General features: G+C 51.7%; 26 protein-coding genes. 3 read left to right on the forward strand and 23 right to left on the reverse strand.

The annotated features are described in order from the left end of the window. Positions 1 to 35: 35 nt before the first annotated feature. From MMC1_RS19215 to MMC1_RS19255, 10 genes are all read right to left on the reverse strand, one after another. Complete coding sequence (locus MMC1_RS19215; RefSeq protein WP_011715275.1) at positions 36 to 1145, reverse strand: DegT/DnrJ/EryC1/StrS family aminotransferase; 1110 nt, start codon at positions 1143 to 1145, stop codon at positions 36 to 38. Between the two features lie 218 nt (positions 1146 to 1363). Next, positions 1364 to 2200: a diaminopimelate epimerase gene (gene dapF / locus MMC1_RS19220; RefSeq protein ID WP_011715276.1), complete on the reverse strand. Its 837-nt coding sequence runs from the start codon at positions 2198 to 2200 to the stop codon at positions 1364 to 1366. Positions 2201 to 2202: 2 nt separating this feature from the next. Then, on the reverse strand, positions 2203 to 3462 hold the full coding sequence (gene lysA / locus MMC1_RS19225; protein ID WP_011715277.1) for a diaminopimelate decarboxylase: 1260 nt from the start codon (positions 3460 to 3462) through the stop codon (positions 2203 to 2205). Between the two features lie 182 nt (positions 3463 to 3644). Further along, the gene (gene lptM / locus MMC1_RS21440) at positions 3645 to 3761 is read right to left on the reverse strand and encodes an LPS translocon maturation chaperone LptM (protein WP_081436367.1); all 117 of its coding nucleotides are present in this window, start codon (positions 3759 to 3761) and stop codon (positions 3645 to 3647) included. A 207-nt stretch (positions 3762 to 3968) separates the two neighbouring features. After that, complete coding sequence (gene argH / locus MMC1_RS19230; RefSeq protein ID WP_011715278.1) at positions 3969 to 5363, reverse strand: argininosuccinate lyase; 1395 nt, start codon at positions 5361 to 5363, stop codon at positions 3969 to 3971. A gap of 275 nt (positions 5364 to 5638) precedes the next feature. Further along, positions 5639 to 6862, reverse strand: coding sequence for an argininosuccinate synthase (locus MMC1_RS19235; protein WP_011715279.1), 1224 nt, complete (start codon positions 6860 to 6862; stop codon positions 5639 to 5641). Positions 6863 to 6896: 34 nt separating this feature from the next. Continuing rightward, complete coding sequence (argF, locus tag MMC1_RS19240) at positions 6897 to 7862, reverse strand: ornithine carbamoyltransferase (RefSeq protein WP_011715280.1); 966 nt, start codon at positions 7860 to 7862, stop codon at positions 6897 to 6899. A 54-nt stretch (positions 7863 to 7916) separates the two neighbouring features. Next, positions 7917 to 9092, reverse strand: coding sequence for an aspartate aminotransferase family protein (locus MMC1_RS19245; RefSeq protein ID WP_011715281.1), 1176 nt, complete (start codon positions 9090 to 9092; stop codon positions 7917 to 7919). 301 nt (positions 9093 to 9393) lie between these two features. After that, positions 9394 to 9864, reverse strand: coding sequence for a sulfur carrier protein DsrE2 (gene dsrE2 / locus MMC1_RS19250; RefSeq protein ID WP_011715282.1), 471 nt, complete (start codon positions 9862 to 9864; stop codon positions 9394 to 9396). 17 nt (positions 9865 to 9881) lie between these two features. Then, complete coding sequence (locus MMC1_RS19255; RefSeq protein WP_011715283.1) at positions 9882 to 10106, reverse strand: sulfurtransferase TusA family protein; 225 nt, start codon at positions 10104 to 10106, stop codon at positions 9882 to 9884. A gap of 545 nt (positions 10107 to 10651) precedes the next feature. Here MMC1_RS19255 and MMC1_RS19260 point away from each other — a divergent pair. Continuing rightward, entirely contained in the window at positions 10652 to 11101 is a 450-nt protein-coding gene (locus MMC1_RS19260) for a hypothetical protein (RefSeq protein WP_041641501.1), read from the forward strand. 246 nt (positions 11102 to 11347) lie between these two features. On the opposite strand, the gene MMC1_RS19270 is transcribed toward MMC1_RS19260, so the two are convergent. From MMC1_RS19270 to MMC1_RS19290, 5 genes are all read right to left on the reverse strand, one after another. Further along, positions 11348 to 11923, reverse strand: a complete 576-nt coding sequence (locus MMC1_RS19270) for a DUF3576 domain-containing protein (RefSeq protein ID WP_011715285.1) — start codon at positions 11921 to 11923, stop codon at positions 11348 to 11350. Positions 11924 to 12120: 197 nt separating this feature from the next. Continuing rightward, complete coding sequence (locus tag MMC1_RS19275; protein WP_011715286.1) at positions 12121 to 13425, reverse strand: hypothetical protein; 1305 nt, start codon at positions 13423 to 13425, stop codon at positions 12121 to 12123. Positions 13426 to 13637: 212 nt separating this feature from the next. Further along, complete coding sequence (locus MMC1_RS19280; RefSeq protein ID WP_011715287.1) at positions 13638 to 14555, reverse strand: ParB/RepB/Spo0J family partition protein; 918 nt, start codon at positions 14553 to 14555, stop codon at positions 13638 to 13640. Positions 14556 to 14754: 199 nt separating this feature from the next. Next, positions 14755 to 15528 carry a ParA family protein gene (locus MMC1_RS19285; protein ID WP_011715288.1) on the reverse strand — a complete coding sequence of 258 codons (774 nt, stop codon included), beginning with the start codon at positions 15526 to 15528 and terminating at the stop codon, positions 14755 to 14757. A 470-nt stretch (positions 15529 to 15998) separates the two neighbouring features. After that, positions 15999 to 16286 carry a hypothetical protein gene (locus MMC1_RS19290; RefSeq protein WP_041641505.1) on the reverse strand — a complete coding sequence of 96 codons (288 nt, stop codon included), beginning with the start codon at positions 16284 to 16286 and terminating at the stop codon, positions 15999 to 16001. A gap of 323 nt (positions 16287 to 16609) precedes the next feature. Between MMC1_RS19290 and MMC1_RS21790 the strand changes: the two genes are divergently transcribed. Together MMC1_RS21790 and MMC1_RS20775 are read left to right on the forward strand one after the other, a co-directional pair. Continuing rightward, positions 16610 to 16942 (forward strand): transposase, encoded by a 333-nt coding sequence (locus tag MMC1_RS21790; protein ID WP_011715289.1) that lies wholly within the window; start codon positions 16610 to 16612, stop codon positions 16940 to 16942. Positions 16943 to 17139: 197 nt separating this feature from the next. Further along, positions 17140 to 17382 carry a hypothetical protein gene (locus tag MMC1_RS20775; protein ID WP_049757776.1) on the forward strand — a complete coding sequence of 81 codons (243 nt, stop codon included), beginning with the start codon at positions 17140 to 17142 and terminating at the stop codon, positions 17380 to 17382. Positions 17383 to 17720: 338 nt separating this feature from the next. Here MMC1_RS20775 and MMC1_RS19300 read toward each other — a convergent pair whose 3' ends face one another. The 8 genes from MMC1_RS19300 to rpmH all read right to left on the reverse strand — a co-directional run bounded on the left by MMC1_RS19300 (position 17721) and on the right by rpmH (position 25355). Further along, entirely contained in the window at positions 17721 to 18314 is a 594-nt protein-coding gene (locus MMC1_RS19300) for a hypothetical protein (RefSeq protein WP_041641508.1), read from the reverse strand. 334 nt (positions 18315 to 18648) lie between these two features. Continuing rightward, complete coding sequence (gene rsmG, locus MMC1_RS19305) at positions 18649 to 19278, reverse strand: 16S rRNA (guanine(527)-N(7))-methyltransferase RsmG (protein ID WP_160162745.1); 630 nt, start codon at positions 19276 to 19278, stop codon at positions 18649 to 18651. A 31-nt stretch (positions 19279 to 19309) separates the two neighbouring features. Next, positions 19310 to 21109: a tRNA uridine-5-carboxymethylaminomethyl(34) synthesis enzyme MnmG gene (gene mnmG / locus MMC1_RS19310; protein ID WP_011715292.1), complete on the reverse strand. Its 1800-nt coding sequence runs from the start codon at positions 21107 to 21109 to the stop codon at positions 19310 to 19312. Between the two features lie 121 nt (positions 21110 to 21230). After that, a complete protein-coding gene (mnmE, locus tag MMC1_RS19315) occupies positions 21231 to 22637 on the reverse strand; it encodes a tRNA uridine-5-carboxymethylaminomethyl(34) synthesis GTPase MnmE (protein WP_011715293.1) in 1407 nt (468 codons plus the stop codon). Positions 22638 to 22767: 130 nt separating this feature from the next. Next, on the reverse strand, positions 22768 to 24438 hold the full coding sequence (yidC, locus tag MMC1_RS19320) for a membrane protein insertase YidC (protein ID WP_011715294.1): 1671 nt from the start codon (positions 24436 to 24438) through the stop codon (positions 22768 to 22770). A gap of 21 nt (positions 24439 to 24459) precedes the next feature. Next, on the reverse strand, positions 24460 to 24669 hold the full coding sequence (gene yidD, locus MMC1_RS21445; RefSeq protein WP_011715295.1) for a membrane protein insertion efficiency factor YidD: 210 nt from the start codon (positions 24667 to 24669) through the stop codon (positions 24460 to 24462). An 11-nt stretch (positions 24670 to 24680) separates the two neighbouring features. Further along, on the reverse strand, positions 24681 to 25061 hold the full coding sequence (rnpA, locus tag MMC1_RS19325; RefSeq protein WP_049757778.1) for a ribonuclease P protein component: 381 nt from the start codon (positions 25059 to 25061) through the stop codon (positions 24681 to 24683). 159 nt (positions 25062 to 25220) lie between these two features. Continuing rightward, positions 25221 to 25355, reverse strand: a complete 135-nt coding sequence (gene rpmH, locus MMC1_RS19330) for a 50S ribosomal protein L34 (RefSeq protein ID WP_011715297.1) — start codon at positions 25353 to 25355, stop codon at positions 25221 to 25223. Positions 25356 to 25568: the final 213 nt, after the last annotated feature.

A 25568-nucleotide genomic window follows, 5' to 3' on the forward strand; every position in this document is an offset into this window, starting at 1 on the left:
TCGGCACCAACCGGTACCGAGCCACCCTAACCGCTCTATGCGCCCTTAACCGCTTGGATGAGGGTCTCCACCACCTTATCTTGATCCGCCTCGCTCAAGAATGGGTGCATGGGCAGACTCATCACCTCTGCTGCGGCCTTCTCCGACTCAGGGAAGCAGGGCTCCGCTTCGCCACTCTTGGCGCGGATGGCCTTAAAGACCGGCTGATGCGGCAGTGGAATGGGGTAGTGTACCGCTGTCGGCACCCCATGCTCCCCCATCACCTTTTGCACGGCGTCGCGGTTGGCAACCCGCACGGTAAACTGGGCAAACACGCTGATATTACCCGCACGAATAATGGGGGTCTGCACATGGCCCTGCAACCCCTCGATATAGCGGTTGGCAATGCGCTGACGGGCGTCAATCTCATCCTGGAAGTGGGGCAGCTTGGCCCCCAATACCGCCGCTTGAATGGAGTCCAGACGTCCATTGATGCCTAAAAAGCCGTGTTGATAGCGGGCCGATTGACCATGATCTTTAACTTGGCGCACCTTTTCGGCCAGCTCGTCATTGTCGGTAAAGACCATGCCCCCATCCCCAAAACAGCCCAACGGCTTGGCCGGAAAAAAGGAGGTCGCCGCCGCCTCGGTCAGCGCACAGGAGCGCTTGCCCTGAAAGCTGGAACCCAAGGATTGACAGGCATCCTCCAACACAGGGATACCATACTTGGCACCAATGGCATTGAGCGCCACATAGTCGGCACACTGACCATACAGCGAAACCGGCAGAATAAGCTTGGTGTTGGGGGTTATGGCCGCCTCCACCTTAACCGGGTCAATATTCAGGGTGTCGGGCTCAATATCCACAAACACCGGCTTGGCCCCTACCAAAGCAATCACCTCCGCCGTGGCAATAAAGGTAAAGGCGGTGGTAATCACCTCATCCCCAGGGCCAATGCCCCAGGACATCAACAGCGCCAGCAGAGCATCGGTGCCCGAAGAGACCCCAATGGCATGCTTGACCCCCACAAAAGCGGCCAGGTCCCGCTCCAGGTCGCCAATCCAAGGGCCATTAATAAAACGCACCGTATCCACCACATCCTTCATGGCGGCGTCAATCTCAGCCTGATAAGCGAGATACTGGGTTTTTAGATCGATGAACTGCATGGAATCGGCTCCAACATGGCGTGAAATTATCGAAGAGGCGCCCGCACGGCCAACCCCTTCACCAACAGCGTGAGTAGAGCGGCCCCCAAACACTACCTTGTCCGGTTCATGCTCTCCAATTTTCCCCTTCCAACCACCGCAAACCAACGCCGCTGCCCCGTTGCGCCGCCCCATGCCCGCGCCACCAACCCCAGGGCACAACCCCCTACCTTGGTCTGCTAAAACCCAGCGGGTAGCCCCACCAGCTCACCCCGAAAGACCTCTGTCGCGGGCCCGCTCATCATTACCCGATCACTCTCCAACCAAACAATCTGTAGCTCACCCCCATCCAGCACCACCGTACAGTCGCGCTCCACCCAACCCTGCCGCATGCAGGCCACCGCCGCCGCACAGGCCCCAGTGCCACACGCCGGGGTGATACCCGCCCCCCGCTCCCATACCCGCATGCGGATACGCGACCGGCTGAGCACCTGCACCACCTCAAAATTAATCCGATTGGGAAACAGCGCATGGTGCTCCACCAAAGGCCCCACCTTGGCCAGCTCAAACCCTTCGGCATCCGCGACCCGCACCACCCCATGGGGGTTGCCCATGGAGAGCGCCGTCATGCGGTAGCTCTGCCCGCCAACCTCCAGCGGTGCGTCAATCATCTCCCCATCCTGGTCCAGCGGAATCGCCCGCCCTGCCCATTGGGGCCGACCCATATCCACCGTAATGGCCAAGGCCGACGTCACCTGTGGGCGCATGATCCCCGCCAGCGTCTCCACCGCCAAGGCCGCCGCCATCCCCCGCTGCTCATGCAGATAGAGACCCACACAGCGCATGGCATTACCGCACATCTCCGCCCGGGAGCCATCCGGGTTATAGATGCGCATCTGGGCATCTCCCCCCTCGACGCCGGGCAGGAGCTGCACCACCTGATCACACCCCACGCCGCGCCGCCGGTCGGCCCAAAAGCGGGCCTCCTGGGGGCTTAATTCACGAGGGCTCTCCAGGTGATCCAACACCACAAAATCATTGCCCAGGCCGTGCATTTTAATAAAGCGTTCACCCACGGTCAGGCATCCTCAAACAGGGACTCATTCTCCAACAGCTGCGCCACGCTCTCCCGCTTGCGCACCACCGCGTAGCGATCCCCACGCACCAACACTTCCGCCACCCGTGGGCGGGTGTTGTAGTTGCTGCTCATCACAAAACCGTAGGCCCCCGCCGAGCGCACCGCCAGCAGTTCGCCCTGATACACCTCACTCAAATAGCGATCCCGCGCAAAAAAATCACCGGTCTCACAGATTGGCCCCACCACATCCACCACCTGCTCCTCACGGTCAAACTTGCGCTGCAAGGGAATCACCCCATGGTAGGCGTTGTAGATGGCAGGCCGCAGCAGATCGTTCATACCGGCATCGGTAATCACAAAGTGGCGCTGCTCGCCCTTTTTCACATACTCCACCCGCGTCACCAACACCCCGGCATTCCCCACAATGGCACGCCCAGGCTCTAATATCACCGTCACCGGCATGCCATCCAACTGCTCCAGCAGGGCTGCGGCCAGCTCCGCCGGGCTGGGCGGGGTATCGCCATCCTCATAGGGGATGCCCAAACCACCACCAAGATCCAGATTTTTAATCTCAATACCGTGGCCCTTGAGCGCCTGAATCAATACCATCACCCGCTTGAGGGCATCCACAAAGGGAGAGAGCTGGGTCAGCTGCGAACCGATGTGACAATCCAGCCCCACCACCTGCACATGGCTCATCTGCGCCGCCTGCTGATAGACCGCCACCGCCTCCCCAAAGGGAATACCAAACTTATTGCGTTTCAAGCCGGTGGAGATATAGGGGTGGGTTTTGGGGTCCACATCGGGATTAATGCGCAGCGTCACCGGGGCCGCCACATCCATGGCCAGCGCCACCTCTTGAATGCGCTGTAGTTCGGGGATCGACTCCACATTAAACATGCGCACGCCATAGGCCAAAGCGGCCTGAATCTCCGCCCGGCTTTTGCCCACACCAGAAAAAACCACCCGCTCGCCAGGACAGCCAACCCGCCGTACCCGCTCCAACTCGCCCCCCGAGACAATATCAAAACCCGCACCCTGTTTGGCCAAAGCATCCAACACAGCCAGATTGCTGTTAGCCTTAACCGAATAACAGATCAGGCTATCTTGGCTGGCGAAAGCCTGCTGAAACACCTGTAAATGGTGCAACAAGGTTCGCTCTGAATAGCAATAAAAGGGGGTTCCCACCGCTTGCGCGATCTGCTCTAAAGCCACCTCTTCACAGAAAAGTTGGTCATCTTGATAGTGAAAATAGTCCATCATCACACCCCATCTAGGGCTAAAATCGCGAGTGTCGTGGCACACCCTCTGTACTCAGCAAGCCTCTCGCCTGAGCCATAGGGTGCAGACTCCCCCCTATGGTGAGCGTGCCATGGGCCAAGCCGCCGCATCACACCCTTTTTCCAGGCCCTAGGCGTGTTGGCTCAACGCCCCAGCAAACGCTAGCGCTTCTGCTCTTTTTTGCTCGTCGAGGACTCATCGGGGAGATAAAGATCCCCTTTATAACCACATCCATAAAGGACCACTAGGGTGATCACCGCTATTAACCATCTGCGCATGGAAATCTTCTCCGCTGGGGTGGCCGCTCTCGACAGCCCAATCCGTCAGGTAAAGCTCTGTTATACGTTGTTTCAGGCGTGCGGGTCTAGGCGTCTTGAGCGGGATAGAGCAGGCAGGCACCCAGGGGTATGGGCAAACCCCCACCCTGGGTCGATCCATCACTGCTCGGATTGATCCAGAGTGGGGTGTTTGTCAGAGCGGCAGGATTACAGAGCAAGCTCCTGTTTGGCCATGGCAATGGCGGTGCGTACCGTTGCAACGGCAGTGCCGCCAATGGCTTGGCGGGCATTGACGGAGGATTCCACCGATAAAATGGCCGTTACATCGGACTCAATCCGGCCATCCACCGACTGAAGGTCAGCCAGAGTCAACCCATCCAGATCCACCCCCTGCTGCTCGGCCATGCGCACAATGGTGCCCACAATTTCATGGGCCTCCCGAAAGGGAATCTGCTTACGCACCAGATAATCCGCCAGATCGGTCGCGGTGGCAAAACCCGCCCCCGCCGCCCCACGCAGGGTTGCCACCTGGGGCTGTATGCCCGGCACCATATCCCCAAACACCCGCAGGCAGGCGCGCACCGTATCCACGGCATCAAAAACCGCCTCTTTATCCTCCTGCATATCCCGGTTATAGGCCAGGGGTAGCCCTTTCATCAGCGTCAACACACTGGTTAGCGCCCCATAGACCCGCCCCACTTTGCCCCGCACCAGCTCCGGCACATCGGGGTTTTTTTTCTGCGGCATAATGCTGGAACCGGTGCAAAAGGCATCGGGCAGACGTATAAAACGGTAGGCCGGCGCACTCCACAAAATCAGCTCTTCAGAAAAACGGGATAGGTGCATCATCAGGGTTGCGCAGGCGGCCATCATCTCAATGGCAAAATCCCGATCCGAAACCGCATCCAAAGAGTTTTCACACAGACCATCAAATTCCAGCTCCCGCGCCACACTCTCCCGATCCAACGGAAAGGTGGTACCCGCCAGCGCCGCAGAACCCAACGGCATACGGTTAAGCCGGGGGCGCATATCGCTAAACCGCCCATAGTCCCGCTTGAGCATCTCATAATAGGCCATCATATGGTGGCCAAAGGTGACGGGCTGGGCGCTCTGCATGTGGGTAAATCCCGGCATGATCACATGGGCGTGCTGCTCGGCCAGCATCACCAACCCCCCTTGCAAGGTGCGAATGGCTTGCACAATGGCATCCAACTCATCCCGTAGATAAAGGCGAAAGTCCGTCGCCACCTGATCATTGCGGGAACGGGCGGTGTGCAATTTACCCGCCACCGGCCCAATGATCTCGGTAAGGCGGCTCTCCACATGCATATGGATATCTTCCAAGGCGTTGCTGTAGTGCATCTCGCCCCGGTCAATTTCACCGCGTACCTGCTGCAACCCCTGAATAATGCGCTCGGCATCCGCCTGGGGAATAATCCCTTGGCGGCCCAGCATGGCGCAGTGGGCAATGGAGCCACGAATATCGTGCCGGTAAAGACGGGCGTCATAGTCGATGGAGGCACTAAAGGCCTCCACAAAGGCGTTGGTGGGTTCGCTAAAGCGCCCCCCCCACAATTTACCCATGGGTTTGCCGTCTGACATGCGACCACTCCTAGAACGGTTGATATGGCACGATAAAAAAGAGAATCAAAAGGGATAGGGACACAGACAGACCAACTGCACCAGAGTTTTTTAGGGGGTGACTTGGCCCACGACTACCGCACGCTACCTACGGCGTCGCCCACCTGCCCGGATGCACATCCGGCTGAGGCTGGCGACCTCACGGCCTGGACCGAGCGACCACACCACCCGCCCACGGGCCGCAAGCTGGTGCTGGTGCGGGAAAGAGCCCCCACACCAGCACCCGGCCTACACGCTTAAACCTTGGGGCCGTTGCGCAGCATCGCCGCAATGCGCATGCGCAGCGCATTAAGTTTGATAAACCCATCTGCATCCGCTTGATTATAGGCACCTTTATCATCTTCAAAGGTAGCGATTGCCGGATCAAACAGTGAGTTTTCCGATTGGCGCCCCACCACAACCACATTGCCCTTGTAGAGCTTGACCCGCACCTTGCCGTTAACAAAGGTCTGCGAGGCATCAATCATCGTCTGCAACATGGCCCGCTCGGGCGAAAACCAGTAGCCGTTGTAAATCAACTTGGCATAGCGCGGCATCAACTCATCTTTCATATGGGCCACTTCACGATCCAACGTCAGCGACTCCATCGCACGGTGTGCCACCCCCAAAATGGTGCCACCCGGGGTCTCGTAAACTCCCCGTGATTTCATGCCCACATAGCGGTTTTCTACCAGATCCAAGCGACCAATGCCGTTGCGCCCACCCAACTGGTTGAGCTTGGCCAGCAGCGTGGCGGGGCTCATCTCCTGGTCATCAATGGCGACCAAATCGCCCTGGCGGAAGGTCAGCTCCACATAGGTGGCCTGATCGGGGGCCTTTTCCGGTGAAACCGATAAGACAAACATCTCTTCATCGGGCTCAACCCATGGATCCTCCAGCGCCTTGCCCTCAAAGGAGATGTGCAGCAGGTTGCGGTCCATCGAGTAAGGGACCTCACCACGCTTGTCGGTGGGGACCGGAATACCATGCTTTTCGGCATACGCAAACAGCTTGTCACGGCTGGTCAAGTCCCACTCCCGCCAAGGTGCAATGACGCGAATATCGGGACGCAACGCATAATAACCCAGCTCAAAACGGACCTGATCATTACCCTTACCCGTCGCCCCGTGAGAGACCGCTTGGGCACCTGTGGCATTGGCAATTTCAATCTGACGTTTGGCAATCAAGGGCCGCGCAATGGAGGTACCCAGGTGGTAAACCCCCTCATACAATGTGTTGGCGCGGTACATGGGAAAGACAAAATCCCGCACAAACTCCTCTTTGAGGTCATCAATGTAGATCTCTTTAACCCCAAACTTTTCCGCCTTGGCACGCGCAGGCTCCAACTCCTCCGCCTGACCCAGGTCTGCACAGAAAGCGACCACCTCACACTGATACTCATCCTGAAGCCACTTCAAAATGATGGAGGTATCCAAACCCCCCGAGTAAGCCAGCACAACCTTATCAATACCGTTGGACATCGGTCTCACCTTCCACGCTAAACGATGCTTGAGTTTAAGCCTCCGCAGGCACGCCACCCAGCATCAAAAATTCCAAAATCGCCTTCTGTACATGCAGACGATTCTCCGCTTCATCCCACACCACCGACTGAGAACCCTCCAACACCGCTGCCGTCACCTCTTCTCCACGATGGGCGGGCAGACAGTGCATAAAGAGCGCCTCGGCATCCGCCGCCGCCATCAAACCACTATCCACCTGATAGGCCGCAAAAACCGCCTTGCGGGTATCGCTCTCCCCCTCCTGCCCCATAGAGGTCCAAACATCGGTGGTCACCAGATGAGCCCGATCCACCCCCTGCCGGGGGTCCCGTACCAGGGTAAGGCTGGCATCCACCTCGCGCTCGGCAAGCTCTTTGCGCGCCGCAGAGAGTATATCCCCGTCGGGCTCATAGCCCAACGGGCAGGCCAGCGTTAAATGAAAACCATAACGCACCGCCGCCTGTATCCAGGTGTTGGCCATATTGTTGCCATCCCCCACCCAAGCGACCCGCTTACCCTTGAGCGAACCACGCTTCTCCTCAAAAGTAAAAATATCCGCCAAAACCTGACAAGGGTGCAGTGTATCGGTCAACCCATTGATTACCGGCACGCTGGCATACTCTGCCATGATCTCCACATTGGCATGATCAAAAGTGCGCACCATTATGCCATCCACATAGCGTGACAGCACCCGCGCACTATCCTTCACCCCTTCACCGCGCCCCAATTGGATGTCTCGCGATGACAAAAAGAGCGCCTTACCACCCAACTGAAACATGCCTGCCTCAAACGAGACCCGCGTGCGGGTAGAGGATTTTTCAAACAGCATGGCCAAGGTACGGCCATCCAGCGAGTGCACAGGTTCGTGCCGCTCTAGCTTACGCTTGAGCGTGGTCGCCCGTTGAAAAAGAACGGTAAACTCCTCATCCCGCAGATCAAACAAGGATAAGAGATCCCGCTTTGGTTGATTGTGAATACCCATAACCGCTTCTTCGCCATGTCGTTGATGTTCCCCCCAAAAAACACAGGAGCGAACTTAGAATAGGTCGGAGAGTACTTCCCCCAGAATGGCCAAACCCTGGTCAATCTCTTGTTCCGAGACCACCAGTGGTGGCAAAAACCGTAATACCGTGCCCATGCAGCAGTTGATCAACAGACCACGGGAAAGCGCGATGGAAGCCACCTCTTCACCCGGTGCATTAAGCTCCATGGCCACCATCAAGCCCCGACCACGGATCTGCTTAACCATGCGCCGCCCTTGTGCCAATTGGCGTAGAGCGTTCATGAAATAGTCACCCCGGGCCTGCACCGTGGGCAGAAAATCCGGGGCCAACATCACGTCCAGTGTAGCCAACGCCGCCGCCGCACTCAAAGGATTGCCCCCAAAGGTGGAACCGTGGGAACCCGGCGCAAACGCCGCCGCTACCCCACGCCGGGCCAAACAGGCCCCCATGGGCACCCCAGAGGCCAACGCCTTGGCACTGGTCATAATATCCGGCTCAATATCGCTCCACTGGTAAGCCCACATTTTGCCTGTGCGCCCCATGCCCGATTGAACCTCATCCAACACCAACAGAATATCCTTGCGGTCGCACAGCGCCCGTAGCTGGTTTAAATAGTCAGCGTCCGGTACCCGCACCCCCGATTCACCCTGAATCGGCTCCACCATAATGGCAGCTGTATAGGGACCGACCGCCTTCTCCATGGCCTCCATATCATTGTAGGGCACATAGCGGAAACCAGGTACCAAGGGCTCAAAACCCGACTGCACCTTCTCTTGTCCCGTCGCTGTCAGGGTGGCCATGGTGCGGCCATGAAAGGAGTTGGTGGCGGTAATGATCTCATAGCGGCCCGGCTGGCCGCGATCCTTCATATATTTACGCACCAACTTGATGGCCGCTTCGTTGGCATCGGCACCGCTGTTGCTAAAAAACACCTGATCGGCAAAACAGGTGGCCACCAGTCGCGCCGCCAGCGCCTCTTGGTTGGGAATACGGTAAAGGTTACAGGTGTGGGTTAATTTCGCCACCTGCTCCTGCACCGCCTTGACCACAGTTGGATGACTGTGACCCAGATTATTTACACCGATACCGGACAAAAAATCCAGATAGACCCGTCCATTGGTGTCCCACAAGCGCACCCCTTCACCCCGTTCAAAGGCCACAGGATAGCGTCCATAGGTGGACATGATCGAACTCACTTTGTCGCTCATGATCCCCAACCCTCTCACCCATTAAAAGGCACCTGACCCAGGCAAACCGGACAAACCCAACACTCTGCTCATGGTGCCACCAAAATGTGGGATTTCCGAAAAACTTCCTTTTTACCCGATCCCGCGCTGCGAATCCAGATAACTCGTACCATGAACCCCATATTTCACCCTTTTTCCATCCTACGTGCCCCACACCCACTCAAATCCATGCCACAATCGCCTCAACACCAAAAACGCAAAAAGCCCAGCGGAGCCGGGCTTTTTGTTGGCAGATTCGGTCAAACAACCAAAACTGTTTGCATCAGATATAGAGCGTGATGTCCGCGTTGCCAGCCTCTTCAAAAAACTTAGCCGCACCCGCATACTCCAGCTCATCCAGCAGCTCTTCATGTTTGAAATCAAACAGATCAACGGTCATTTGACACGCGATCATCTTGACTTCAGCTTCCAAGGCCAACTCCATCAGTTCATCAATGGAAGCCACGCCCTTTTTCTTCATCTTGTCCTTCATCATCATGGTGGCCATCGCTTCCATACCGGGCAGCGCTTGCACCAACACGGGCATAGGGACAGGCATGGGCATGGCAGGGTTGCCCAAGGGTGAAATTTTCAGATTGCGTTGTTTTTTCACCACTTGTAGACCATAAAAGGTCCAGAAGATGGAAACTTCATAATCCAGCGCAGCGGCGGTGGTCGCCAGGATCAGCGGGGGATAAGCCCAGTCTAGCGTACCTTTGGTGGCGATAATCGCCATTCTCTTTTGATCGGACATGCGTCCCCCCTATCAGATTAGCACTTCTCAATTTCGTAATAGAAAACGTCACCGTTCTCCGAAGCCTTGACCATTTTGTTACCGGTCTGGGTGCAAAAAGACTCGAAGTCCTTGGCGGAACCGGGATCGGTGGCCTCAACCGACAGGATCTGACCAGGTTGCATATCCTTGAGTGCCTTTTTGGCCTTCAGAATTGGCAGGGGGCAGTTCAGTCCTTTAGCGTCCAGGTGCTTATCAGCCATGCTTCATTTCCTCCGTTGGGGCCGTTTGGGGCCACATGATTCCACAGTATTAGTACTACATGATAATCTACTATAAGGTAATCGGTTCGGGGGGCGATGCAAATGTTTTTTTTACACCTCTTGCAAGTTTTTCACAGAGTTCCCCCACCATATCAGCTGGATAACAACCCATTTTATGCTATCAAGCTTCTGTATTTATGGCATTTTCAAAATAGATATTGAACCCTTAAACAGGCACGCCTACACCTTATTTTTTTTCTCATACCACAAGCAATTACGGGGGGTTTTCTCCATTATGCCAAGAGGGAGCACCCATCTAACCCACAGGGTCTATAACTATTTTTTATTTGTGCAACGTCCCACGCAAAAAAATGACAGATTAGGAACAAGGTATGCATATAACGCAATGACAACCGGTTTATGAAGGCTCTTCTCTGCTATTTGAACAGAAATGGGCACTTCGGATTTCAACCACCCCTTTTTTCAGAAATCGGCCCATGTTCAGATACATACTGGTTCTGTTTATCCTAACGATGATCCTATGGATGTTAGCAAAATTGCGCGATATTCGCGAGCGCCGTGCAGCCGACATCATGCCAACCGATGAGCACACCGTGCTGTTTGGTCTTTTTTTGACACTCTCCAAAGCGGCGGTATCCTATTACCGGGATTATGGAAACTACCCCACTATTATTCAGGGTGCCCCCGACGGCATGGTGGAAAAAGGCTATTTGGAGCACTCGGAACTGGCCAATATGACCAACGTGTTACCGCTCTTTTCCATCGTTATTGCCGAATATAATGGCTATGGTATCTGCCTGGAAAATTGTACGTCATCCATCACCGAAGGCATTTTGGAACGCAACAGCGACATGGGCGGTAAACTCCACTTTATGGACCATAAATCCGACCGTTACGTTACTCTTACTCCACCCATTCGTAATGACTTTATCAACCTGACGCTGCCGTTGCCGTTGAAACCCAAATCCGCTTAACCATGGTGTTCACGGTAGCATTTAAAAAAACGCGCTTAGGCCATTGGCTTAAGCGCGTTTTTTAATGCCAACAAAGGCCCTTAAAGACGGTGCAGAGCCGTTTGCTACGGCAGACCTGCACACCCACCCCCAACAAAGGAAGGGACGGCTCACTCTTAAGGCCTGATGACAGCATGACCGGCCTATGTTGTAGCAAGGGCAACATCACTATGGCCTTGCTACAACGTGTGCCGCTACCCCATGCCATCAAGGCTGGAGTTGAACCGGGTGAGAGCTTTTGCGAATGGCCTTGGCGATCTGTTTGGCCAGCTCCTGATCCGATGGGCTATCTTGCCAACCATTGGCTGTCTGCAACTGTTTGAGCACCACCACCTTAACGGTACCATAGGGTTTGGTACCCGTAACCAAGATATTCAATCGGTAGCGTACATCGGGCCGGTTTGGGTCGACTTTCCAATCGGTCGCCACAAAACCGCCATTGCCATCCGCTACTTTAATGGGCAGTGCCATAACCACTTGCAACGCACCTGCATAGAGCTTTTCGCGGCGGATATCCTCTTCGGTCTTGCCACCCCCACCCCCCAAAACCCCGTCCTTATCCCCAAACAAAAAGGTGGAATCTTCTGCACTTTGGCCTGCATAGGGGTTATCCAGAGCCATCTCACCCCTGTCTCTGGCCTCGTCCAGCACTTTTTTCTGGCCAAATTTAGCCAGCGGATGTTTATCCACCTTATTATCACTGCCCCAAAATCCTGAAGAGCAGCCGTTCAACCCTAGCGTAAGGGCAATCAGCAGTGCTATGGCATAGCGATTTCCATGCATCGTTAAAACTCCTTGGTGTGATCCGTTAGCCCCGCTGATTCTGACGCATTTGTAGACGAGGGAAAAGGGCTTTTGTACAGAAACATTACATCGGAAAGCTGCAAAAAATGGGAGGGGGATGTTAGGACCTTTTATGCATAAAAAAAGGAGGGGTTTCCCCCTCCTTTTTTCAGAGACTAACAAGATGAGGCTTTAGATTAGAAAGCCATCTTGATGGAAGCTTCAACAAAACCGGCGTCGTCGATGTTGCTCACACCGTTGTTGAAACCAGCACCCTTGTCGAAGTTACCATAAGCACCACCGATCATCAGGGTGGTACCGGTGTCGATTTCGGTAGAAGCGAACAAGGAACCAGCGATAGCAGAGTCGAACAGACCGTCAGCAGCGGTCACAACACCATCGTTGTTCAGGTCTTTTTCAACAACAGCGACATAGTCCAGTTGGGGAACAATTTTCCAACCACCGGCCATCACAGTCAGACCCGCGCCGATACCCCACAGGTTGCTGGAAGGATCGGTGCTGCGCACAGCATTACCACGGTCAGCAGCGGTTGCCCAAGTGCCCAGCAGGTCGGTACCACCGGGACCACCCATGTCCCAGGTGTTGGACCAAACCATGTTGTCGTCAGAAATGCTGTCAAAGTTTTTGGAAGCATAGAAGCCATAGGCATTCCAAGCGCCGAAACCGGTTTTACCGTTCAAGCGCACAGCACCCAACCAACCGGCTTTATCCAACTGGTTGGTGTTGTTGCCACCGGTGTAATCCGCACCAGCTTCATACAACAAGGTCGCGGTGTAGTCGATACCAGCAACGGCACCTGAACCAGTCAGACCCAACCAGTTGTCTGATACGCTAGGAGCAGCGGCGAAATCATAACCAGCATTCAGGTGAGCGTAGGTCAATTGCAGGTTTACGTCTGCAATTTTGCCCAGTACGCTGACGGCATACAGATCGGTGTCATCGGTAGAGCTCTGAACATCGGTCTCAGTCACTTTAACGTCAGCCGCAATCACGGTTACGTCGCCGAAAGATTTGGCCAGCAAGAAGGTACCGAAAGCGGTAGAGTCATGGTTGACTAGGATGCCATCGTTCAGCGTGATGGGCATGTTACCCATTTTCAGAGCAACACCGTAAGCTTCGGTCTCTAACCAAGCTTGCTTCACGGTGTTTGCAGCAGCCACGGCACCAGCTTGACCCAGCACGTTGGAGTCAGCACCCTCAACGGTACCGTCAACAAAACGGAATTTCATGTGGGCGTGGGTTTTCTCGGAAGCTTTGAACTCGGTGTTCACTTCCAGACGGTGACGCATGGCATTGGCGGACTCGTCAGCAGTACCGGTACCATGGGTGTCAGCCAGGAAGTCACCATCATACAGACCACCTTCCACGGATTGAACGCGGAACATGTAGTAGCCCTTCATGGAGACGGTGCCGGCCTCGGCAACAGGAGCCAGGGCAACAGTAGCGAGGGCAGCAGCGCCCAAAACCAGACCTTTTTTCATTTCTAAATCCTCACAAGATGGTAGGAAAAAATTTAACAGACAGGGTTGCTACTAGCACCTATCGGGCCATCTTCCGTAACCCTTAAGCGGTGTTTTCGTTTGCTGTCCCTTTTTTGCGACATAGTGTTGCTCAACTGCAACAGTGATGACGCTTTTACCATGCCCATTGCACGATTGCAAACAAAAAATAGCGACTGCTATTGCGCGCTTGGTTAGGATGCTTGTTTTAATAATGATTCCATCATTTTTTCAAGCTCTTCCATGCTTGCATAGTTTAATATGATTTTTCCCTTTCCTTTGGCATGTGTAATGCTGACACGGGTAGCAAAGCTCTGGGCAAGTTGTTCCTCCCAGGTGGTTATGGTGGTATCTTTTTGCCGCCCCTTAGCCTTTTTCTTTGTCGCATCTTTGCTACTGTCCTCGGTTTCTTCAACCTCTGCCAGTTGCGCATGGTCACGCACCAAGGCTTCGGCATCCCGCACTGACAAAACTTCGTCAATAATGCGGTTGGCCACAATGATCATAACCCGCACGTTGTCACCCAACCCCAAGAGCGCCCTAGCGTGACCAGCAGAGATCTTCTCCTGCTCCAACAACTCTACAATGGGTTGGGGCAGCTGTAATAAGCGTAGCGCGTTGCTCACGGCCATGCGGCTTTTACCAATACGCTCACCAATCTGGGCATGGCTATAGCCAAACTCTTGGATGAGGCGTTCATAACCCCGTGCAGTTTCTAAAGCGGTTAGGTCTTCACGCTGCACGTTTTCCAGCAGGGCGACCTCTAGCGCGCGGTTATCGTCCCAATCCTTCAAGATCACAGGTATTTCAGTTAGACCCGCCAACTGTGTGGCACGCCAGCGGCGCTCCCCGGCAATTAATTCATAAATGGGCTCGCCCTTTTTAGCGCCTGCCGCCTTACGAACCAGAATCGGTTGTAACACCCCTTGCTGTTTAATGGAGTCTGCCAGATCTTTTAAGGCATCCTCTTTAATGATACGCCGGGGCTGGTAGGGGTTAGGCCGTATGCTTTCAACAGCAACACTACGGACCCGATGTTTTTCGCCTGCATCAACGGCTTCTTCACCCAACAATGCACCCAGACCCTTACCCAGGCTTTTGGTCTCACTCATGCGACTTACTCCCTTGCCTCATCAACGCTTGGTTGATCTATTTATTTTAAGTTTGCCCACGCTGCCAATACGGCTTGTTCAAGATCACCCTACAAAGTTTGATTCCATCGCGTGATCTTTAGTTTTGCCACTAAGACGTGGTGTCTCGTTCATTAGCCCATGTTTTTTATCCAAGCCACTCTATGCGTGCAGACCCTTCTTAAAAAGAGTGAAGGCCCAGCCGCGCCATGAGCTCATTACCCAACTTTAGGTAGGCTTTAGACCCAACGGTCTCAGAACCATACCAAAGCACCGGCCTTGCAAAACTTGGCGATTCTCCCATACGTATATCCCGAGGGATGACCGCATCACAGACCAGCTCACCAAAATGTTTACGCACCTCATCGGCAACCTGACGATTCAGATCATGCCGACTTTCAAACATCGTCAATACAATACCAAGGACTTCTAAATCGGGATTAATGCGCTTGCGGGTCATCTGTAGGGTACGCCACAGTTGGCTTAAACCTTCTAAGGCATAAAACTCACACTGCAATGGCACCAACACGCGGTGCGCCGCTGCCAATATGTTTACGGTTACCATGCCCAGCGATGGCGGGGAGTCTAGCAAAATGACATCAAAAACATCCTGGGCCGGAGCCAACGCTTCTTTAAGCCGATTTTCCCAACCATCTAGCGTTGCCAATTCCACCTCAACACCACTCAAATGAGGTGTTGAGGGTATCAACGAAAGTCCAGGTACCACCCTTTTCGCTGCTTGGTCCCAACGACATGCCCCCATCATCAAGTCGTACAAATGATTCTGCTCGGCCATTTTGTCACCGCCAAGGCCGGTGGTGGCATTACCTTGAGCGTCACAATCCACCAAAAGAACCCGTAGCTCTGCTGCACATAAGGCTGCCGCAACATTGACAGCTGTTGTGGTTTTACCGACGCCACCCTTTTGATTAACCACACCCACCACATGTGCCATGTGGCTCTCCTTTACTTCCTTGCTGTTACTTCATTTTGAACGCAGATGCCTTCGTTATAGAACACAAAGTTTGACGTAATATTTTTTCTAAACAGTCGCTACTTATGTGTTATATGGTTGCAAGCTAAGTGCGGGCACCCCTTCAACTGAGGGTCGAGCCTACTCATTATTGCTCGATTGGTCAAGTGTTGAAATGATATTATGTACGTATGACATGACATAGTTAACACATTCACCCTAAACTATTGGCTCAAACCTCTGTATGTATCTGCTTACTTTCTTATATAACTGATATGAGTTCACATCAAACGCCATAATGGCCTTGAACTACTCTACTGCATTACTTCTTACAAGCGCCTGTTTAGACTTAATTGGTACGGGCCCTATTCCGTTCTTCATTGACTCAAAGATAATTCACTTACCTTTAAAGATGGCCTAGAGCAAAACCAAAAGCACAAACGTTCCATTTTTCATACCCAAACCAACAACCAACCCTCTAACAACCAACCCTCTAACAAGCCACCCTCTAACAAGCCACCCTCTAACAACCAACCCTCTAACAACCAACCCTCTAACAAGCCACCCTCTAACAAGCCACCCTCTAACAAGCCACCCTCTAACAAACCACCCTCTAACAAACCACCCTCTAACAAACCACCCTCTAACAAACCACCCTCTAACAAACCACCCTCTAACAAACCACCCTCTAACAAACCACCCTCTAACAAACCACCCTCTAACAAACCACCCTCTAACAAACCACATGTACATCCATTGAATAATGGTAATTACCTTACATGGAAAAGTTTTCGACACAGTGACAGTCAGATTCTATGCATTCTTCAACAAATTGGACTCGGCATGCCATTTCCTAAAAGATGTTGCAAACATGGGGTAAACGAGGATGCAGGTGACTGAACTTCAAATTGATCGTCACGGGCAAGGCTTGCTAATTCCCGATGTGGAAGTTGAGGGACGGTGGATATCGCTTGTGTTGGTGGAAGAAGATGTCATGATGGGCCAGTGCGTCACCCTGCTAAGGGTCAGCGTTTGAAGACGGTTATCCAAGCGTTGACGTCAGATGATATTCCAGCTCAGGCGCTGGATGCCCGACTGGGATTTACTCATTGTTGCTGATAGTGGTTATGCCGTGTTGAAACTGCTGTCGGCGTTAACAGGGTTGAAACGCCCTGTCCATTGCATTACGCAGTTGCGTTTAGATGCGGCGCTGTATGAACCAGCTGCACCAAAGAAGATTGGAAAAGTTGGTAGCACTCCTACGAAAGTTAGGCGCTTACTCACCCTGCAAGCCAATTTGGAAGATGATTCAATCCACTGGCAGCAGGTGCATCATGGTTGCTGGTATGGTCGAACCGACTGTACAGTTGAAGTCTGTACATCAACGGCTGTGTAGTACCACTCAGGCATGCCCGTGGCAAAGCGCAGGCTCTATTGAGTACGAACTTGTCACTGACACCGGAACAGTTCATTCAATGGTTTGCGCGTCGCTGGCAGGTGTAAGTAATTTTTGAGGAAGTGCGCGCTCACCTAGGCGTTGAGACCCAGCACCAATGGTCGGAACTGGCCATTGCCAGGAGAACGCCTGTATTGATGGCGTTATTCTCTTTCGTGACGTTGTTGGCGGCCCATTGCAACAATTCAGCTGTGCTGCCTGTTCGCACCGCTGCATGGTATGCCAAAGAGGTTGCAACCTTTTCTGATACGTTGGCGTTTGTACGCCGCTATCTCTGGGGGCAAGAAAGTTTTTCAATGTCCAGAAATGAGCCGGATACGGTGAAAATCCCAAGAGCATTCCTCGACCGCCTATTTGAGGCGGTCGCTTATGCGGCTTAAATGGATAAAGTCGAGCTAAGGTGATACACGGAGATAGTGGTCCTAACGATACTCATGTAATGCGTATCGCAGGCTGATCTCTGAGTTATCCAGGCAGAATACACCCACCCAAGCAACCCACAGTTGCATGCTTAAATTGACAGGAATCATAACATAGTTCGCTATGATTGGTAGAACCGATCTAAACACCACGATCTAAGAGGTCCACAAGATGGCGTTATTTGCTGTAGTACTCTTTTATTGAACGCAAACCATGATCTTTGATGTCATAATGACTCATTAATAATGAGCTCTGGTTGCATAATTCTATCTCTATACAGCTCTAATTTTTTCCACTTTCAGGACCCGCTTCCGCTCTTCCCTCCCTCTTCCGCTCTTCCGCTCTTCCCTCCCTCTTCCGCTCTTCCGCTCTTCCCTCCCTCTTCCGCTCTTCCGCTCTTCCCTCCCTCTTCCGCTCTTCCGCTCTTTCCTCCCGCTTCCGCTCTTTCCTCCCGCTTCCGCTCTTTCCTCCCGCTTCCGCTCTTTCCTCCCGCTTCCGCTCTTTCCTCCCGCTTCCGCTCTTTCCTCCCTCTTCCGCTCTTTCCTCCCTCTTCCGCTCTTTTCTCCCTCTTCCGCTCTTCCCTCCCTCTTCCGCTCTTTCCCCCCGCTTCCCCTCTTCCCTCCCGCTTCCGCTCTTTCCTCCCGCTTCCGATCTTTCCTCCCGCTTCCGATCTTTCCTCCCGCTTCCGATCTTTCCTCCCGCTTCCCCTCTTTCCTCCCTCTTCCGCTCTTTCCTCCCTCTTCCGCTCTTCCCTCGCTCTTCCGCTCTTCCCTCCCTCTTCCGCTCTTCCCTCCCTCTTCTGCTCTTCCCTCCCTCTTCCGCTCTTCCCTCCCGCTTCCGCTCTTCCCTCCCGCTTCCGCTCTTTCCTCCCGCTTCCGCTCTTCCCTCCCACTTCTATGATTGTCTATTTGGGTGTCATTGACGATATAATTATGATGATCAGCTACAACCGGATGCTATACTATGATTCCAAAATCGCTGAATATTGATACCTATCCGGACATCATATGCTGATGGGTACACCATAAACCATTGTGCTTTTACTTGGTATCAACCGGAAGATTTTGACTATAGAGAACGTAGCGAAAAGAAGGATTAAGGGAGCGCTCTTAATACCAAAGGCTACTCCCTTAAATATGCTGTTGAGCATGGTCGTATGTGCATATCGAATACAAATCGGATTCTACTGGTCAATCATATTTTAATACGGATGGTTAACTACTTTTTTATTTCTTTTTAATAATAACGATATTTACATCATGGCTATCAATTTTATACTCAACGATTTCTCCATTTTCATATTTATCTGACAGATCACTCTCTTCAAATTTTTCTAATTCAGCCTTACATACAGGACCTTTTATTAGTACAAGACTTCCGCCATTTACTAAACATGGATCAGCCCAAGCGACTAGCTGGTTAATTTCCGCTAAGGCTCGTGACGTTACAACATTGACGAGCGGTGCACCATCAAACCCTTTTTCAGTAAATTGTTTATTATAAATGCGTATGTTTTTTAAATTTAAATTTGCGCTCACATGCTTAAGGAAACTTACCTTCTTTTGGTCCTTTTCAACAAGGTGCATTTCAATATTACTACCAGACACAATTTGAAGCGGTAAACCTGGCAGACCAGCACCAGTACCCATATCTAAAACCGTACTACCCTGAACATAAGGTAATAATATGAGCGACTCAGCAATATGACGACTCCATATAGATTTTTCCGTGCTCTTTCCTATTAAATTGATTTTTTTGTTCCAAAGAAGCAGCTCACTCACAAACTCAGCAAGTTTCTCATCAGAATATGGGTCAACTGATATGACATCCATATCTACACCCACCAATTGCAACATGCTCTCGATTTCATATCGGAAATTTTCCATTTTATTTCAACCCAAGATAAATCAGAATATTCACAACAGAAGCTGGTGTAACGCCCTTTGTAGCAATCACATCTGCAACAGTACGACAATCCGATTTTTCTAATCTCAACCGAACTTCACTTGATAAACTAGCAACTTTTGACCAGTCAATCTCTTTAGGCAAAACATGTGACCGGTACTTTTCTACCCTAGAATTTTCGGCTATTATTTTCTTTTCATACCCGCTATAGATCAAATCATTTTTGTATATTTCTAGGACATTTTTTGACAGAGCATCCAATTGCATCGCTTCACATACTTTTTCTAAATCACAATCGGTGCGTTTTAGAATTTCTGACACTGGCTGACCATTAATTTTAAATTTTTGTGATAGATCTTCTAATAAATCATATTGTTTCTTTTTTGATAAATACTTCTCCCATCTTTTATGGCCCACCAATCCAAGTTCGTGACCAAGTGGCGTTAAACGCATGTCGGCATTATCTTCACGATGAACGATTCTTAACTCACTTCTAGATGTAAACATACGATAGGGCTCATCTACACCGCGCGTTACAAGATCGTCTACCATAACTCCAAAATATCCATCATACCGTTCAAACCGGTAACTACTCTCTTTTTTTGCAAATCTCGCGGCATTAAGTCCTGCAATCATCCCTTGTGCTGCGGCTTCTTCATAGCCAGTTGTACCATTAATCTGACCAGCCAGATATAACCCATCATATTTTTTTGTTTTCAGCGTATGATCTAGCTCTGTTGGCATCACCATATCATACTCGATAGCATATCCAGGCTTAACAATCTGAGCGTTCTCTAATCCAACAATAGACCTTATCATTTGCCATTGAACATCAATCGGCATTGACGTTGATACCCCATTTACATACATTTCATTTGTATTTTCACCTTCTGGCTCCAAAAACACTTGATGGACTTCACGTTCTTTGAACTTTTTTATTTTATCTTCAATAGATGGGCAGTAACGCGGCCCAACACCCTCTATCTGCCCTGAATACATGGCAGATCTGTGAATATTTTTCTCAATAATTTGCTTTGTTTCTTTTGATGTTTGGGCTATCCAACACGGCATCTCTGGTCTTTCAATTTTATCATGCATAAATGAAAACGGCGACGGAATCGCATCACCGTCTTGACGATTCAATTTTTCTATATTAACAGTACGCCCATCCAATCTAGGAGGCGTTCCTGTTTTAAATCTGGATATTTTTAAACCAAGTGACTTTATATTCACCGCTAATGGATGGCTCTCTTTATCGCCTAAACGCCCAGATGGAAATTTTCTTTCTCCGATATGTATCAGTCCATCTAAAAAAGTTCCTGTTGCGATTACTATTGCACCACAACTATACACCTCATTCCAATCGGTCTTAACACCAACCACACAACTGTTTTTAATGATTAGCTCTACGACCTCAGCTTGCTTTATTTCAAGGTTTGCACATGCATCTAATATTTTTTTCATGTTTTTCCTGTACGCCATTTTATCTATTTGCGCACGTGAACCATGTACAGCAGGACCTTTTCTTTGGTTTAATTTTTTGAATTGTATTCCACTCTGATCAGCTACGATCCCCATTACACCACCAAGTGCATCCAACTCCTTTACTAAATGGCCTTTACCAATTCCTCCTATGGCAGGATTACAAGACATCTGACCGATCGAATCAATCACCTGTGTGCTTAATAATGTTCGACAACCCAATGTAGCTGCTGCATGAGCGGCCTCACATCCGGCATGCCCAGCGCCCACAACAACAACATCGAAGTGTTGATTAAACATCTAAACCTCCAAAATTTGAGAAAACTGCTTTTTTCTGCTTTTTACGTTTTTCCGTAATCTTACACGCTATCGACTGTTTCACGTGAAACACCCCTATTCCCGTGTTTCACGTGAAACCTCATCATTTCCCCACACAAAAACTGCTAAATACCATGCCTAACACATCCTCATAATCCGTATTGCCCATTAATTGAGTTAATTGGTCAATACTCCTAGTTAATGGCTCAGCTACTAATTCCAGCCATTGGCCGTTCGCCAACATTTCCTGTGCTTCTTCTATTAATACAATAGCTTGTTGTAATGTTTGCTGTTGTCGCAACTGCATAATAACGACCCCCTCCCCATGCTCAGGGAGTTGCTCCATACGTGCAACAATGTGTGCAACAACACTTTCTAACCCCTCCCCAGTATGGCATGACACCCCACATATTTGCTCTTCCGGCCAATCTTGCAAACACTCTGGGAGCGCCCCTTCCAACTGATCCAGCTTATTCCACACCCACAGCGCCTTCTCTTTGGGTAAACGCTGTAAGAGCGCTTTATCCTCAAGCGTCACACCAAGCTGCGCTTCTGCCACAAACACGATACCATCGGCCCGCTCTACCCGTTGCCAAGCGCGCTCAATACCAATACGCTCCACAGGGTCATCGCTCTCTCGTAAGCCGGCTGTATCCACCAATAAAATCGGTAGACCATGGATTTCTAGATTACTTTCGTTTAAATCACGGGTTGTTCCTGCTAAATCTGTCACAATCGCCCGATCCTCGCCTGACAGCGCATTAAACAGGCTCGACTTACCAACATTTGGCCGCCCCACGATGGCGAGTTCAAAACCATCCCGCATCTGTCGCCCAAGCTCCGCTGTACCCAGCATTTTTTTTATGCCCGCGTGCACATAAGCTAAACGATCCAATAGCCCCCCTTCGCTCTCCGGTTCAATATCCTCATCGGAAAAATCCAAGGCCGCCTCAAGATGCGCATAGGTAAGCACCAAATGATCTTTTAGCGCCATGAGATGCTCCGAGAGCGTTCCTGTCATCTGTCGCGATGCCTCCCGCGCCGCCCTTAACGAGGTCGCTTCAATGAGCCCCATCAATGCTTCGGCCTGCACCAAATCCATTTTATTATTAAAAAAAGCCCGCTTAGAAAACTCTCCAGGGTCCGCTGGCCGCACACCATGAGCCACCAATACTTCCATGATCCGTTTCACCACCACTGGGGCACCATGACCGTGCAACTCAACCATATCTTCACCGGAAAATGAGTGGGGATTAGGAAAATGCACCACCAACATATGATCCAACGGCACATCCGGGGCTTGGGGATCGATAAAATTCAATCGTCGCATCACACGGGGTTTAAACCCGCTTTCTGCCACCTTTTCACCCTTGGGGGTGTAAAGATAAGGAACCACCAGCGAAAGCACCCCAGGGCCGCTCAGGCGCAGCACCGCAACCCCTGAGGTACCGGGTGGCGTTGCCATACCAATAATGCAATCCTGCTCATGCAACAGTGGTGTGCGCAGCATGGTGTAACACTCCTTTGTAACCCTCTAGACAGAGGGTGATGGCTTATTCTACCCCATTAAACCACGAATGGGATCCGGAGTTACCCCCGGATCCCATTATGGTTACAGCAAAGCGATGACAGACGGTGGATCAGCTAGGCTCATGTTCCATTTTTTTCATAATGTAGTACTGCTGGGAAATCGACAACACGTTGTTAACCAGCCAGTACAGCACCAACCCAGAGGGGAAAGAGAGGAACATCACGGTAAAGATCACCGGCAAAAACATCATAATCTTGGCCTGCATGGGGTCCGATGGCGTCGGGTTGAGTTTGCTCTGCAAAAACATAGAGCCGCCCATCAACAAGGGCAATACATAGAAGGGGTCCATCGCCGACAAATCAGGAATCCACAGCATAAAGGGGGCGTGGCGCATCTCAACCGAGAGGAACAGCACTTTATAGAGGGCAAAGAACACGGGAATCTGCACCAAAATGGGCAAACAGCCCCCCAAAGGATTGACCTTATGGGTTTGGTAGAGCTTCATCATCGCTTCATTCATCTTGTTGCGATCGCTACCATGCAACTTTTTCAGCTCTTCAATCTTGGGTTGCAACTTCTTCATGGCGTTCATAGAGCGGTAGCTCTTGTTGGCCAGCGGGAAGAAAAGCAGCTTAATCGCTAAGGTCAACAGAATGATCGCCACCCCATAGTTGTGCACCACACTGTTGAAAAAGTTGAGCACCTTAACCAAAGGCTCTGCCAAAAAGTGAAACCAGCCATAGTCAATGGAGCGCTCCAAAGAGAGGTTAGAACGCTCTAAAGTAGAGATCTCTTTAGGACCAATAAACAGGTCATAATCCACCGCTAAGGATTGCCCCGCAGGAATGATCACGCTGTTTTCCACCATACCAACACGATAGTTGGGGCGATCATAATCGAAGTAGTAGCGGCGGGGCTGGGCCTCTGGGGGCAAGGGTTTTGCCACCATTGCCGCCAGGAAATATTTATCGCTAAAACCGGTCCAACCCCCATGCCCCTTCTCGCGCAGATCCTGAGCCGTCAAATCTTCATAGCTGTGCTGATAACGCTCACCATTTAAGTAAGCCATGGGTCCCTGAAAATCCGACATAGCCAGCATGGACTGGCTGTTAATCACAGGAATACGCTTAAATTGGCTGTAATGGTAGACACCCAAAGCCGCCGCGCTGTTGTTGATGAGACGATCCTCTACCTTGAACAGGTAGCTACCCTGGGCAAAGGAGAACAGCTTCTCAAACACAATCCCTTCCCCATTATCCCACACCAACTTAAATTCACCAGCCCCCTGCAAGCTCTCTTTACCGATCAGTTGCCACTGGGTGTTTGCATCGGGGGCTTTGATCGCACTGCCAGCCACCGGTAGAAAACCGCTCTCCTGATAAAACGATTCAACTTGGCTTATCCCCATAAAGCTAATGGGTTTACCCCCCAACACATCGGTGTGTTGAAGAAAATCCATTCCCACCAAACGGCCACCTTGTAGGCTCAGGGAGCCTTCGACCAGATCGTTTTTAAAATGCAATAGGCTCTTGGCATCGGTATTGATCAACGGCTGGCTCATGGCCTGTTGAGGAGCCGACCCAGCCATACCCTCCACAGGGGGGGGCAAGGCGTCAGCAACCGGGGCCGTGGAGGCGAGGGGTGCAGGAGCACTGCTCTCACCGGATTGTACCTGCTCACCCGTTAACTCCGCAGGGGGATACTTCCAGGCCATATAGAACTGAAAAGCGGTGAGCAGAACAAAAGAGAGTACAATGGCAGTGAGTGTGCGCCGATCCATGATTCACCAAGATTGTGAGGTTTAAGGGACGGGATCATACCCGCCTGGATGCCAGGGATTGCACCGCAAAACGCGCCGAAAGGCAAGCCATGATCCCTTTATTGCCCCATGTTTTTGTAACGCCTCAATCGCATACTGAGAGCATGTGGGACTGTGGCGGCATGAAGGCGGCAGTACGGGTGAGATAAACAGTTGATAAAAGCGAACAAGCAGAACAAGCAGACGACCCATGGTTTGTGCTCTCACTCTACCCGGTCACGCCAGTGGGGTTTGAACAATCGGTTGAGCTCCCCCCGCAGGGCATCGTTATCCATACTGGCAGCACGGTTACGGGCGATAAGCACAAAGTCCCGTCCAAAGGCCAAGCGCTGACGGTTGCTGCGAAACAGCTCACGGGCCACCCGCTTGATGCGGTTACGCACATAGGCTTTACCAACCTTACGGCTAACGGTCAGTCCAACCCGAGGATCCGCCCCACTGCCATCGCGGCTATAGAGCACAAAAGCACGGCTTTGCACGCGATTTTGTGCGGCCAAAACCTGACGAAACGCCTTGGCAGTAAGCAGCCGGGCTGACTTAGGAAAGCAGGCCCGCTGGGGAGCGTGCGGTGATGCGTCGTTCAATGCAGCCCTCATCGCGATGGCGCAGCCGGTCGTACTCTACCCTAATAGAGCGCAAACACTCCATGCGGGCAGACACGGCAAACCACGAACCATCATGGTTCGTGGTTTGCGGATATCCATGCATTTTATGCCGAGCGGGTCGGCAGGCGCAGCCGTTTTTTACGGAATAAGCGCCTTGCGGCCCTTACGACGACGCGCGGCCAGCACTTTACGACCATTTTTGGTCGCCATGCGGGCACGGAAACCATGGGTACGTTTACGACGAATTTTACTGGGTTGGAAAGTCCGTTTCACGGTTCCCCTCCTCTATATGGGGGTTTAGCGGAAGATGTTCAAACAGCGCTGTGGCGGCGGTATTGTGGGGCTCCCTGCCCGCACCGACACGCCTCCAAAACGTTCCAAACCCGCTTAAAACCAGGAAGGAACAGGGGGGTGCGCCGTCTTATGTGCACAAGTCGTTTGACGAAAACGCACCATTGTAGTGAAAGTTACTCAAGGGTCAAGTAA

This window comes from Magnetococcus marinus MC-1, assembly GCF_000014865.1.
GTDB lineage: Bacteria > Pseudomonadota > Magnetococcia > Magnetococcales > Magnetococcaceae > Magnetococcus > Magnetococcus marinus.